The 12,883-nt window shown below is 71.0% G+C and carries 11 protein-coding genes and 1 pseudogene; 6 read left to right on the top strand and 6 right to left on the bottom strand.

Features of this window, described 5'->3' with window-relative positions; genetic code table 11:
- Nucleotides 1-220: 220 nt before the first annotated feature.
- From Manayef4_RS14305 to Manayef4_RS14290, 4 genes are read right to left on the bottom strand one after another with little or no spacing between them, the layout of a single operon-like run.
- On the bottom strand, nt 221-1,378 hold the full coding sequence (locus Manayef4_RS14305; protein ID WP_011434928.1) for an ABC transporter ATP-binding protein: 1,158 nt from the start codon (nt 1,376-1,378) through the stop codon (nt 221-223).
- A 25-nt stretch (nt 1,379-1,403) separates the two neighbouring features.
- Entirely contained in the window at nt 1,404-2,762 is a 1,359-nt protein-coding gene (locus tag Manayef4_RS14300; RefSeq protein ID WP_070131920.1) for an extracellular solute-binding protein, read from the bottom strand.
- A 12-nt stretch (nt 2,763-2,774) separates the two neighbouring features.
- Nucleotides 2,775-3,740, bottom strand: a complete 966-nt coding sequence (locus Manayef4_RS14295; RefSeq protein ID WP_083282464.1) for a carbohydrate ABC transporter permease — start codon at nt 3,738-3,740, stop codon at nt 2,775-2,777.
- Nucleotides 3,737-4,642 (bottom strand): sugar ABC transporter permease, encoded by a 906-nt coding sequence (locus Manayef4_RS14290; protein ID WP_070131919.1) that lies wholly within the window; start codon nt 4,640-4,642, stop codon nt 3,737-3,739. Before Manayef4_RS14290 ends, Manayef4_RS14295 begins: the two co-directional genes overlap by 4 nt.
- Before the next feature lie 279 nt (nt 4,643-4,921).
- Between Manayef4_RS14290 and Manayef4_RS14285 the strand changes: the two genes are divergently transcribed.
- From Manayef4_RS14285 to Manayef4_RS14270, 4 genes are all read left to right on the top strand, one after another.
- Complete coding sequence (locus Manayef4_RS14285) at nt 4,922-6,151, top strand: DUF349 domain-containing protein (RefSeq protein ID WP_254665656.1); 1,230 nt, start codon at nt 4,922-4,924, stop codon at nt 6,149-6,151.
- A gap of 429 nt (nt 6,152-6,580) precedes the next feature.
- Complete coding sequence (locus Manayef4_RS14280) at nt 6,581-7,369, top strand: helix-turn-helix transcriptional regulator (protein ID WP_070131918.1); 789 nt, start codon at nt 6,581-6,583, stop codon at nt 7,367-7,369.
- A 169-nt stretch (nt 7,370-7,538) separates the two neighbouring features.
- Nucleotides 7,539-8,066 (top strand): hypothetical protein, encoded by a 528-nt coding sequence (locus Manayef4_RS14275; RefSeq protein WP_070131917.1) that lies wholly within the window; start codon nt 7,539-7,541, stop codon nt 8,064-8,066.
- 117 nt (nt 8,067-8,183) lie between these two features.
- Nucleotides 8,184-9,137 carry an aldo/keto reductase gene (locus tag Manayef4_RS14270; protein ID WP_070131916.1) on the top strand — a complete coding sequence of 318 codons (954 nt, stop codon included), beginning with the start codon at nt 8,184-8,186 and terminating at the stop codon, nt 9,135-9,137.
- Nucleotides 9,138-9,230: 93 nt separating this feature from the next.
- On the opposite strand, the pseudogene Manayef4_RS23085 reads toward Manayef4_RS14270, so the two are convergent.
- Nucleotides 9,231-10,025 (bottom strand): annotated as a pseudogene (locus Manayef4_RS23085) (class I SAM-dependent methyltransferase); the annotation flags it as partial.
- 254 nt (nt 10,026-10,279) lie between these two features.
- Here Manayef4_RS23085 and mshA point away from each other — a divergent pair.
- Both mshA and Manayef4_RS14260 read left to right on the top strand, forming a co-directional pair.
- Nucleotides 10,280-11,587 carry a D-inositol-3-phosphate glycosyltransferase gene (gene mshA / locus Manayef4_RS14265; protein WP_070131915.1) on the top strand — a complete coding sequence of 436 codons (1,308 nt, stop codon included), beginning with the start codon at nt 10,280-10,282 and terminating at the stop codon, nt 11,585-11,587.
- A gap of 56 nt (nt 11,588-11,643) precedes the next feature.
- A complete protein-coding gene (locus Manayef4_RS14260) occupies nt 11,644-12,138 on the top strand; it encodes a YbjN domain-containing protein (protein ID WP_070131914.1) in 495 nt (164 codons plus the stop codon).
- A 171-nt stretch (nt 12,139-12,309) separates the two neighbouring features.
- Here Manayef4_RS14260 and Manayef4_RS14255 read toward each other — a convergent pair whose 3' ends face one another.
- On the bottom strand, nt 12,310-12,672 hold the full coding sequence (locus Manayef4_RS14255) for a DsrE family protein (protein ID WP_035729484.1): 363 nt from the start codon (nt 12,670-12,672) through the stop codon (nt 12,310-12,312).
- Nucleotides 12,673-12,883 lie beyond the last annotated feature (211 nt).

Here is a 12,883-nt window from a genome sequence, read left to right as displayed (position 1 = left end):
GCGGGCCCTGATTGCACGCATGTCCGCCGAGCGTCCGAAAAAAGCGTGTTATATTTTTTTGACCGAATGCGACCACGTCGACCGGTCAGAAATTCTCCCGAGTCGGGCAGCCGGGGACAGGCCCACGGGGAGGGCCCCTCCGCGATTCACGCGGCGCCGATCCGACTGGACGCGCGGGGTGGGAGGGGGGACGGCTGCGGCGGATCGAGGCCGCGCCGCGTCAGATCCGGGCGCCGGCGGCGTCGAAGAAGGTCAGGGTGGACAGCGGTGCGCGCAGGGTGACCCGCATGCCCACGCCGGGCACCTCAGCGGCGTCGACCCTGACGGCGAGCACCCCGGCGGAGGTCCGGACGTACACCGTCCGCTCCGCCCCGAGCCGCTCGCTCACCACGACCTCACCGGTTACCCGCAGCGCGTCCGACGCCAGCGCCACCGGCGCCACCACGGCGTCCGCCGGTACCGATCCCGATCCAGTGGAAGCCGCCGCCACCAGGACCAGGTGCTCGGGCCGGACTCCGAATGCCGTCGCGCCGGCGGGGGCGGGCAGGGCGAATCCGTCCCCGTGCAGTTGGCCGTCATGCCAGCGTCCCTCCCGGACGTTCATCGGCGGGCTGCCGATGAACGCCGCGACGAAGCGCGTGGCGGGCCGGTCGTAGATCTCGTCGGGCGTCCCGATCTGCTGCAGCCGGCCGCCGCTGAGCACCGCGACCCGGTCACCGACCGCCATCGCCTCGGCCTGGTCGTGCGTGACGAACAGGGCGGTGGTGCCGAGCCGGCGCAGCAGGCCCACGATCTCGACCCGCAGATCGACCCGGAGCTGGGCGTCGAGCCCCGACATCGGCTCGTCCAACAGGATCACCCGGGCCCGGGTCGCGAGTGCCCGGCCGATCGCGACCCGCTGGCGCTGGCCCCCGGACATCTTCGCGGGCCGGCGAGCTGCCAGCTCACCGATGCCGAGCATGTCCAGCGTCTCACGGGCCCGGGCCACCGCCGCGGCCTTCGGCAGGCCGCGGCCGTGACGCAACGCCAGAGTGAGGTTCTCCAGCGCCGTCAGATGCGGGTAGAGCGCGAAATGCTGGAAGACCATGGACACGTCCCGGCGGTGGGGTGCGACGCCAAGCTGGCTGACCGCGCCGAAACGCAGATCACCCGACGTCGGCTCCTCGAGCCCGGCGCAGATCCGCAGCAGCGTCGACTTGCCCGAGCCGGACGGTCCGAGCAGCGCGACGATCTCCCCCGGCGCAACCGTCAGCGTGACGTCGCGCAGCGCATGGACCGGGCCGAACGACCGGCCCAGCCCGTCGATCTCGATCGGCACCCCCGCGGTGGCGGCCGTCACCACGGCGGGTCCGTCGGCCGGTTCCGTGATCCGGGTCATCGGTCTCTCCCGCGGCGTCCGCCGGTCAACGGGTGAGTTCCACAGCCTGGCTCTGGGCCGCGGCGAGGGCCCTGACCGGGTCCTCGCCCTTAAGGATGCGCTGCACCTGGTCCGAGATCGCGCTCGGGACCTCCCCGCCGCGGGCCCCGCTCCAAGCCGGCGCCTTCACCAGCGAGGGGATGAGCGCGTTGAACGGCTTGAGCTGCGGATAGGTCTCGTAGAACGACCCGAGCTGGCTGACGGCCTGAGTATCCACCGGGATGTAGCTCAACGCCTCCGTGCTCGCGGCCACGACGTCCGGCGAAAGCAGCGACACGACCAGTTCGGTCGCCATCTCCCGCTGGCAGYGGTCGGTGGACAGGACCGTCAGCGCGTTGCCGCCCGCGACCGGGTGCTGGGTCCCGCCGGGCAGAGTCGGGAACGGGACCGCGCCGGCCCGGAAACCCTTCGTCCCCTGCCCCGCGATGAACTTCAGCCCGCCGGCCACGGAGGCCACCGTCACGGCGGTCATCGCCGTCTGCCGGCGGATGCCGAACCGCAGCAGGCCCTGCTGGGTCGGATCGGCGGAGTGCGTGCCGTAGCTCGCGGCCTTCGCGAGGAACGCGGCGGCCTCGCGGGCCGCCGGGGTGTTCAGGGCGGGCCGACCGTTCGCGTCCTGGATCGGCGTCCCCTTGGAGCTGGCCAGGGTGTTGAGGATCCACTGCCCGAACTGCTGGCCGGTCGGCAGGTCGAGGGGCTGGATATTCTGACCCGAAGCCTTGATCTTGTCGGCGGCGGCGATCACCCCGTCGGTCGTGCCCAGCGTCGCCGGATCGACGCCGGCCTTCTGCAGCACGTCGAGGTTGTAGACCAGGGCCAGAGACGACACCTGCTGGGGAATGCCGATCTGCTTCCCGGCGACCTGCCCGAGGCCGACCAGCCGTTGGTCGTAGGACGCGCGCAGCAGGCGCGGGGAGAGCTCCTGGGCGCCGAGGTCCCGGGCGAAGGTCGGGAGCAGGTCGAAGCCGGCGACCGCCACGTCGACGGAACGGCCGGCCGAGCGGTCGGCGCTGATCTGCTGGACGAGGGAGGTGTAGTCCGGCGCACTCGTGTTGAGGTCCACGGTGAGGCCGGGATGCGCCTTCTCCAGATAGGCCTTGCCGGATTTCGCGACGTCGTTGAGCGTGCCGACGGCGGACATCCGCAGCGTCTTGACCTGGGCCACGCAGGCGGGCGACGCCTTGGCGCCCGCCACGTTGTCGACGCCGGCGTCGGCTGGACGGGCCGTGGGGCGCAGGCTCTCCGCGGGGTCTGCCGGGCTCGCGTCACCACCGCCGCCGCACGCGGTCAGGATGATCATCGCGGCGGCGACGGGCAGCGGCAGCATTCGGCGAATACGGATCACACGTTCTTCCTCTCAGGCACCGGCACCCGTACCGGTAATTCCGGCGGCGAGACGGCGTTGGGCGGCGACGAAGACGACGAGCGACGGCAGGCTGATGATCAGCGCGGCCGCGGCGAGCTCKGTGAAGTCCGGAATGACGGAGGAGGAGTCGGTCATCAGGCGCGCGAGCGCCAGCGGCGGGGTGGCGATGTCCGGCGACCGCGCGACCAGCAGCGGCCACAGGTACTCGTTGTACGACAACAGGAAGCTGAACACCGATACGGAGGCGATCGCGGGCGCGGCGAGCGGCACGATGATCGTCCACAGCGTCCGCCAGGTACCGAGCCCGTCCATCCGCGCGGCTTCCAGGACCGACCCCGGGATGGTACTCATGTACTGCCGGAGCATGAAGATCATCGCCGCGTGTGTCATGAACGRCAGGACMAGGCCGACCCGGGTGTCAGCGAGTCCGAGCGCGKAAATGGTGACGTAGTTCGGCACGGCGGTGATCTGGGTCGGCACCAGCAGGGTGGCGAGCACCACCGCGAAGGCTGCCGTACGCCCGCGAAAGCGCAGACAGGCGAAGGCGTAGGCGGCCGGGATCGCCGTCACGAGCTGCAACGCGAGGATCGCCAGGCTCACCGCCACCCCCGTGAGCAGGGCAGGTCCGAGATCACCGGCGTACCAGGCGCGGTCGAACGAGCTCAGGTCGATGCTGGACGGGATCGGGTTCGACGTCAGCGCCAGCGCGGTCTGCCGCGGCCCAACGGCGGTCCGCACCATCCAGACGAAGGGCAGGACGGCCGCGACGATGCCGATCGTGAGCAGGACGAGACGCCCGATCGTCGGTCCGGTCGGTGACCGGCGGCGACCGCGCCGCGATGCCGGGATCCGCGCCGGCGCCGATCCCGGTTGCGGGGCCCGCCGACGCGAGGCTCGCCGCACGGCGTGGCCACGGGGCGTCGGCCCGGACGCCGGACTGGAGGTGTCGACGCTCACGCGGCGGCCTCCCGGGTGCGTCGGATGCGGCGCCCGAGCAGCCCACCAGCGGCAMCCAGTGCCACGATCACGACAAACAGCATCAGGGCGATCATCGAGGCATATCCGATGCGGAACGATCCAGTGAATCCGACCTCGTAAATGTAGTAAATGATCGTCGTGCTGGAGTCCAGGGGGCCACCTTTCGTGAGCACCGCGACCGTTTCGAAGGTCTGCAGGGTCAGAATGGTGACGAACATCCCCAGGAAGATCGTCGTCGGGGCGAGCAGCGGCAGGGTGATGTGACGCAGCCGGGCGAATCCGTGGATGCCGTCCACGTCCGCCGCCTCGTACACCGATCTCGGGATCGCCGTCAGCCCGGCGAGATAGACGACGAAGACGAAGCTCGTCAGCCGCCAACCACCGACGAGGGCCACCACCGGCAACGCGGTCGAGGTGTCGCCGAGCCAGTCGACCGGAGCCACCCCGAACAGCCCGACGACGGTGTTCGCGAGACCGTCGGGGCTGCTGTCGAACATGTAGGCAAACACGACCGCCATGGCCACAATATTCGCACTGACCGGAAGAAACAGCGCACATCGCACCAGCGCCCGGCCATGGGTCACCCGTTCGGCGGCCAGCGCGAGCGCCAGCCCGATCGCGATCGCGGGTACCACCGTGAGGGCGCAGTACAGCAGCGTGTTGCGCACGGCGCCGGCCAGGTCCGCGTCGGAGAGAGCGGTACGCAGGTTCGCCGTGCCGACCCAGTCGAAACGCGGTCCCGTCAGGGTCTTGTCCGTGCCCGCGATGAACGCCGACACCAATGCGGGCCCGATGACGAAAACACCGAGTCCCACGAACGCCGGCAGCAACAACACCCCGGCTCGCCAGCCCGCCCGGCTATCACCCGCCTCACGCGTCACAGTTATGCATCCTGGCCCCACCTGTGCCGGGATGCCGGTACGGGGGTGGCTCCCGCGGAGKAGCAGCCGGTGCCTGCACGTGCCGTCCGGTCCGTCCACATCCCCCGCGCCACCGCCAACGGCCCAGGCGGCACCGCCAACGACTCGGATCGACCCCCACGGCCCACGCGCCGCACCCGGTCGACGGCGAATCGTGGTGACCGATCCGTGGCGGCTGTCCCCTCAACGGCCAACGCCTGCAAGAATGACAGGAAACGTCAGTCGATCTTCGGGAACACCATGAGCGACCGCAGCGAGCCCGACCACGCCTCCGCCTGGGGGCGTGTCGCCGATGACGGCACGGTCTTCGTTCGCACGGCCAGCGGCGAACGTGCCGTCGGATCATGGCGGGCCGGCAGTCTCCGTGAGGGTCTGGCCCACTTCGAGCGCCGCTTCGACGATCTGTCCGCCGAGGTCGAGCTGCTCGAGCGGCGGCTGACGGTCAGCGGGGTCGATCCGGCCGGGATCGTCGGCAGCGCACGGCGGCTGCTCGATTCCCTCGACGAGGCCGCGGTCGTCGGTGATCTGGATGCGCTGCGCACGCGGCTGGAGGCCGTGGTCGCCGCCACTGAGGAACATCGCTCCGCGCTCGCTGCCGAGCGGGCCGAGCGGGCCGGCCGGATCGCCGCGGCCAAGGAGCAGCTGGTCGCCGAGGCCGAACGGCTCGGCCGCAGCTCGGAGTGGAAGACCGCCGGGGAGCGGTTCCGCGCGCTCGCCGAGGAGTTCCGCGCCGCCGGCTCGTTGGACAAGCGCACCGACTCGGCGCTGTGGCGGCGCATCGCCACGGCCCGGGACGAGTTCACCCGCCGCCGGACCGCGCACTTCGCCGCCCTCGACACGCAGCGGGCCCGTTCGAGGGAACGGAAGGAGGCGATCATCGCCGAGGCGGAGGCGCTGTCCGACTCCACCGACTGGGCCGGCACGGCCGCCCGCTACCGGGCGTTGCTCGCCGACTGGAAGGCCGCCGGTCGCGCGGCAAAGGATATCGACGACGCGTTGTGGAACCGCTTCCGTGCGGCGCAGGACGCCTTCTTCACCCRCCGCAACGAGGCCAATGCCGAGCGCGACGCCGAGTTGCGCGAAAACCAGGTCARGAAGGAGAAACTGCTGGCCGAGGCGACGGCGTTGGATCCGGCCGATACCGACCGCTCGCTGCGTCGTCTCCGGGAGATCCAGGACCGCTGGGACGAGATCGGACGGGTCCCCCGGGAGGTCGCGGGCTCCCTGGAGCGGCAGATGGCGGCCATCGGCGACAAGCTGCGCGAGGCCTCCGACGCCCGCTGGGCCCAGCGCTCCCTCGCTTCCTCACCATTCGTGACGAAGCTGCGGGAATCCGTCGCGAAATTGGAGGCGAAGCTGGCCCGGGCCCAGGCCGCCGGACGCACCAAGGAGATCGCCGACACCGAGTCCGCCCTCGCCGCCCAGCGGGCCTGGCTGGCCCAAGCCGAGGGACAGTCCCACAACGACTGAGCCGCGCCGGCAGGCGCGGGCGCTTCGTATGGACCCGAAAACGGGGAACTGCGGCATCCGCCGTGGTCGAAGGGGCGAAGGTCCGCGGAGTACCAGGTGGTGCACCTCGGGGCGGACACGTCCAAAGGGCGCTAACTGACCGCTTGCCAGAGTTAGCAACCCGACGTATCGTCGACTGCGTTGGTGATGTGTTGTGGCGGCGCACTCGTTTCCGTGCCGACCGGAGCTTGCCGAGGCAGCATGGCCTCCCCTGAATCGCAGCGTCCACGGACGGCGGGCTCTCGGCGGACGGTCGTCCGCGGAGTCCGAGGAGTCCGCGGAGTCCTCGGCCGCGGGGTCCAGCCGTATGCCGAGGTTCACGGATGGCGGGGCRCCCGCCATGGGCGCGGCAACCCGCCTCGCCCTCCGGCGAAGGAGGCGTTCGACCCGGTGGCGGCCCTGAATGTGYGCGATCTCGGCGATTTCATCCGCGATCAGCGGCACAGCGCACAGATCTCCCTTCGTCAACTCGCCAAGCAGGCCGGGGTGAGCAACCCTTACCTCAGTCAGATCGAGCGAGGCCTCCGGCGGCCGTCCGCGGAGATTCTTCAGCAGATCGCGAAGGCGCTCCGCATCTCCGCCGAAGTGCTCTACGTGCAGGCCGGAATTCTGGAGGAACGGCAGGGCGAAGAGAACGTCATGGCTGCCGTGCTGGCGGACGAATCCCTGTCCGAACGACAGAAGCAGGTCGTGCTCGACATCTACGAGGCGTTCTGCCGGGAGAACGCCATCGCGGCGCGGGCCGGCCGCGGCCACCCGGACAGCGACGCCGAGGCCGGGCCGCGCGGGTTCGTCCCCGGCGAGCCCGCCGCCCCGACCGCGGGTCCGGCCGCCATCGGTGATTCGGCATCCGCACGGGGTCCGGCCGCCACCGCGGGAGCGACCTTCGCGGAGCCGACGACGAAACGGAGATCCGCCCGACAGGCGTCGGCGACATCCCGGGGCGGCACCACCACCGCGGCGCGGTCGGCCTCGTCGGACGGTACGGGTAAGCCGTCCCCGGGGACCGCCCCGGGCCGCACCAGGCGATCGAAGGCCACGGGAGGCGAACCGGCGGCGGCGACGAGGACCGAGAGCGGTCCGATCACCGGCGCTCCCCCCGCGTCCCTACCCACACCGGCAGCACCGGCAGCACCGGCTCCGCAGCCGACCACCGACAACCCGGTCGATCAGACCTAGATCGACCGGCGGAGACCGCGACGAAAAGGAAAGCGGTACTCCGTTCCTGTACGGCCTATCACCATCCTGACCCTCACATCATTTACCCGACCTTTCACCCGTCGGCGACGAGGCGCTAACAGGAAATCTCTACACGAAATCAACGAATCTTCGAACCGAGGGAGACATCATGGCCACCACGCGCACGACGAACCGCCCCGCCAGCCGTMCCACCGCCCGCGTCAGCGCGCAGGCCCAGGAGGACACGGCCGAGGCGAGGGCCGAAGTCAGGGTTCCGCTGGCGGAGGTGCGCAAGCCGCTCTACGCGTCGGTGGGAGCGGCGGATCTCGCTGTGGCGAAGCTGCTCGCCCTGCCGACGACCACAAGCACCGAGGTTCGGAAGATCTCCGACCGGGTCGGCGCGCTGCCTACCCAGGCGGCGCGGGTTCCGACCCAGGTCGGGACGGCCGTGCGTGCGCTGCCGGCCACCGTCACCTCCCAGATCTCCGACCTGCAGGGACGCGCCACCTACCTCTACAACAGCTTCGCCACCCGGGGCGAGAAGCGGGTGGCGAGCATCCGGCGCAGCCCGGCCACGGAGGAGGCGGTGCAGCGCACCCGGACGGCAGTGAGCCAGACCCGCGCCGCGCGCACCTCGAGTCGCAAGGCGGCCGAGGCGGTCGGCCGGGCCGTGACCGAGGCCGCCCCCGAGAAGTAACGGCCCGCGAACATCGACACACCGGATCACCAACGGAYGGTCATTGACCTGTTCCGGTCGACCACGGGTCCGGGGCCTGCTGTCCGGGGCCCGTGGTCCGATGTGTTGTATTAACTTATGCGCTATCGCCCGCTGGGATCCTCCGGACTACTGGTGTCTGTCGTCGGCCTCGGCTGCAACAATTTCGGCTCGCGCGTCGACCTCACCGGCACCCGTGCGGTCGTCGACGCGGCGCTCGACGCCGGGATCACGTTCTTCGACACCGCCGACACCTACGGGAACAAGGGCGGCTCGGAGACGCTTCTCGGGCACGTGCTGCGAGGCCGCCGCGACGATGTCGTCCTCGCCACAAAATTCGGCAACGACATGGGCGGCATGTACGGCCAGGACTTCAGCGCGCGGGCGTCCCGGCGGTACATCCGCAAGGCGGTCGAGGGTTCGCTGAGCCGGCTGCAGACCGACTACATCGACCTCTACCAGCTGCACACCCTGGACGCCTTCACGCCGAYCGAGGAGACGCTCGAGGCCCTCGATGAGATCGTCAAGGAGGGCAAGGTCCGTTACATCGGTGCCTGCAACCTCGATGCCTGGCAGGTCGCCGACGCGGAGTGGACCGCCCGGGCATCCGGGACGACCCGCTTCATCTCCGCGCAGAACCACTACAACCTGCTGGAACGGGGCGTGGAGGCAGAGCTCGTGCCGGCCGCCCAGAAGTACGGCATCGGCGTCATCCCGTACTACCCGCTGGCGAACGGCCTGCTCACCGGCAAGTACCAGCGCGACGAGGTGCCGGCACCCGGCACCCGGCTGGYCGGCCGGCAGGACGAGCTGACCGACGAGGTCTTCGACCGGCTGGACGCCCTGGAAACCTTTGCGCGGGAGCGGGACCGGTCACTGCTGGACGTCACGATCGGCGGGCTGGCCGCCCAGCCCGGGGTCGCCTCGGTCATCGCCGGCGCGACCAGCCCGGTCCAGGTGCGCGCCAATGCCGTGGCCGGTCAGTGGCAGCCCCGCGCGGACGACCTCGCGGTGCTCGACAAGATCGCCGTGACCCGCCGTCCCGCCGACTGAACGCGGGACCGACGGATCCACGATCCGGGACGTCCCGTCAGATCTCCGCTGGGGCGTCCCGCACCGCACCGGCAGAACGCCCGAACCGCCCGCCGGGGGCCAGTCGATGGTCAGCTCGCCCAGCCGCCAGCGCCGCCGGTCGCCGCGGACCGGCCAGCCCTGGGCCCGCAGATCCGCCACGGCTGCGATCCACCGCTGGCGTGGGGAGAAGACGGCCCGCGGCGCGGCCCGCTCCCAGGCGCGGTCGAAGGCCGTGAACAGCCGGTGGACGTCATGGCCGGGCACGTTGTGCTCGATGAGCGCCTTGGGGAGCCGCTCGGCGAGCTCGGACGGACGGGYGAGGCTCGCCAGATGCGCGGAGAGGGTCAGCGTGGGCCCGGCCGGGCCCCGCGCGCCGGACGGCAGCCAGGCCGGCGCCGCTCCCGGGGCCGGAAGACCGAACCAGCAGGCGCGCCGACCCGTCTCATCGCAGGTTCCCTCGACGAGCATCCCGCCCGGGGCGAGCCGCGCCAGCATCGTCGCCCACGCGCCGGGGACCGCCGCCTCGGGATACTGCCGTAGCACGTTCAGGGCACGCACCAGCACCGGGCGCTCCCCTGGCGGCGGAAGCTCGAACCCGCCGCGGGTGAACCGCAGCCCGGGAGGTCTCGCGGCCGGAGCGGCCCGGGTGACCCGGTCCTGGTCGAGCTCCAGGCCGACGACGCGCACGCCCGGACGCACCGTTCGCAGCCGCTCGTAGAGCTCCACCGTGGTCACCGGAGACGCGCCGAAGCCGAGATCGACGACCAGGGGATCCGCCGCCCCACGCAGCAGCGCGGCGGCCGCGTCGAGCGTCCAGCGATCGATCCGTCGCAACCGGTTCGGCGCGGTGGTACCCCGGGTGGGCATCCCGAGGGCACGCGCCCGTCCGGCCGCGAGCCGCGGCTCCCGACGGGAGGAGTTCGTCACGGATCCACCCTGGCAGACCGGCAGACCAGCAGACCAGCAGACCAGCAGACCAGGGACCGGCCGGGAGCCCGAAGGGGGGAGACMAACAGTTGAYCCGACAACCGGCCGGGTAGAACGGTTGGAGACGTGTTCGTCCACAGCAGGGTTGGTCGTGTCGGGCAGGCGCCGGTGGCGTGCGGATGCGGAGGTGCTCGATGCGTCTGATCAGAAGTGGCGCCGCCCAGGTCCGCGGTGAGGCCGAACGGCGCGGGCGGCCCAGTCGGGTCGCGATGCTGTCCATGCACACCTCACCAATGGAACAGCCGGGAACGGGCGATGYCGGGGGGCTCAACGTCTACGTCGTCGAGCTGTCTCGGCAGCTCGCGGCGCTGGGGGTGGAGGTCGAGGTGTTCACCCGCGCGGTGAGCAGCAAGCTGCCGACCTCGGCCGAGCTGTTGCCGGGTGTGACGGTCCGCCACGTTGACGCCGGCCCGTTCGAGGAGATCCACMGGGAGGATCTTCCCGCCTGGCTGTGTGCGTTCACCGCGGCTCTGCTGCGCGCCGAGGCCGGGCACGAACCAGGGTGGTTCGATGTGATCCACTCGCACTACTGGCTGTCGGGCCAGGTCGGTCTCGCGGTGGCACAACGATGGGGTATCCCGCTCGTGCACACCTCCCATACGCTGGCGAAGATCAAGAACGGCGCGCTGGCCGTCGGAGACCGCCCGGAGCCGCCTGGCCGGCTACTCGGCGAACAGGAGGTCATCGGGGGGGCCACCCGGCTGCTCGCCTCCACGCCGGACGAGTACCGGCACCTGATCGATCTGTACGACGCGGCGTCGGACCGGGTCGACGTCGTCGCGCCCGGCGTCGACCTTGAGGTCTTCCGGCCAGGTGACATGGCGCAGTCCCGGGCCCGCGTCGGCGTGGATCCCGCCGACGACCTGCTGTTGTTCGTCGGTCGGATCCAACCGCTCAAGGCGCCCGATCTGCTGCTGCGCGCCGCTGCGGAACTGCTGCGGCGCGATCCCGCCCGCCGCTCGCGGCTCACCGTCGCCGTGGTCGGCGGCCCCAGCGGATCCGGTCTGGAACAACCCGACGCCCTGGTCAAGCTCGCGGCGTATCTCGGGATCTCCGATCGCGTCCGCTTCCAACCGCCGGCCCCGCAGCAGGAACTCGTCCACTGGTACCGCGCGGYCACCGCCGTCGTCGTCCCCAGTCACAGCGAGAGCTTCGGCCTCGTCGCGCTCGAGGCCCAGGCCTGCGGCACCCCGGTGGTCGCCGCGGCGGTCGGGGGCCTGCGCACCGCGGTCGCCGACGGTGTCTCCGGGCTGCTCGTCTCCGGTCGGACCCCCGCCGTCTATGCCGACGCGCTGGACCGGCTGCTGCGCCAACCACGATGGCGGGCCCGGCTCTCCGCCGGAGCGGTGGCCTGGGCCGGTGGGTTCGGCTGGTCGGCCACGGCCCATGGCGTGCTGCGCAGCTACCGGCACGCGCTGAGCCCCACCGCCGTCGCCGTCTGAGAGAGGATCTCCGCCGGAACCAGCATCGTCTACCAGCTACCGGGGAGGCCCCAGCCATGACGGCGCCCATCGACGCAGCGGAACGCAACCGGCTCGACGTGGTGATCGATGACACGCTTAAGGATCTCTGTCTCGCCTACGACCATGTCGACACCGGCTCGTTCCTCGTCACGCTGGAGGGCGAACACAAGCTGCGCACGATGACGTGGCTCGTCGTGCAGGACCACACCCTGCTCGTCGAGGCGTTTTTTATGCGCGCCCCGGCGGAGAACGCGGCGGGCACCTACGGATTCCTACTCGGCCGCAACGCGAAGACCTATGGGGTGCACTTCTCCATCGACCGGGTCGGTGACATCTTCCTCACCGGGCAGGTCCCGCTGCTGGMGGTCACCGCGGAGGAGATCGACCRCATCCTTGGCTGCGTCGGCTCCTACGCCGACGAGAACTTCGACCCGGCGATAGCGCTGGGATTCGCCTCCGCCATCGAGCGGGAGAAGGCGTGGCGGGCCAAGCTGGCCGCCGACGCCGGCTCGGCCACGAAGCCGGGATGAGACCCGGTCCCGAGGAGGACGCGGTGCTTCCCGGCGATTCACGCGTCCCCGTTGCACCCAGGCCGTTGCGTTCAGGCTGTTACATCCAGGCCGTTGCGTCCAGGCCGTTGCGTCCAGGCCGTTGCGTCCAGGCCGTTGCGTCCAGGCCGTTGCGTCCAGGCCGGGCGCTCCTCAGTAGACGAGGGCCTGCACGCCGTCCGCGAGAACCTCGTCGACGAACGCGGCGGCACCGGCGATGCGGACGCCGGGCAGGACGTCGTCCGGGCCGATGGAGCGCCGGGCCGCACACTGGGTGCACAGGGTGACGCGACCCCCGGCGAGGACGGCGGCGAGCAGATCGGGCAACGGCGCCGCCTCCGGCAGGCTGAACTCCTCCGCCCGGCCGGGCAGCGCGAACCAGGCGGACTCCCCGGTAAGCCAGAGCGAGACGTCTGTACCGGCGGCGACGGCGACCGCCGCGACCGTGAACGCCTGGGAACACCGTTCCGGCGCATCCGTCCCGGCGGTGACCTTGACGACGAGCGGGCGGGCCATCGTGCCAGTCTGCCAAATCGCACCCATCCCGTGCGTCCCGCCGAGGAACGAGTCCGACGACCCGTGCTTCCACTTGGCCAGCGCTCCGCCGCTCCCATCCGTCCTGCCTGCCCGCGGCTATGGAATCGTAATGAAATAAAAAATGCATGTTCGGGAGCATCTTGACAGGTAGGCGCATGGGGCCGGCTGGGTAGACGCCGCGTTCATGGTG

The sequence above is a fragment of the Frankia sp. CgMI4 genome, assembly GCF_001756285.1.
Classification (GTDB): domain Bacteria; phylum Actinomycetota; class Actinomycetes; order Frankiales; family Frankiaceae; genus Frankia; species Frankia casuarinae.
Note: the sequence above shows the minus strand (reverse complement) of the source record. Positions and strands in the feature narration are given on the sequence as shown.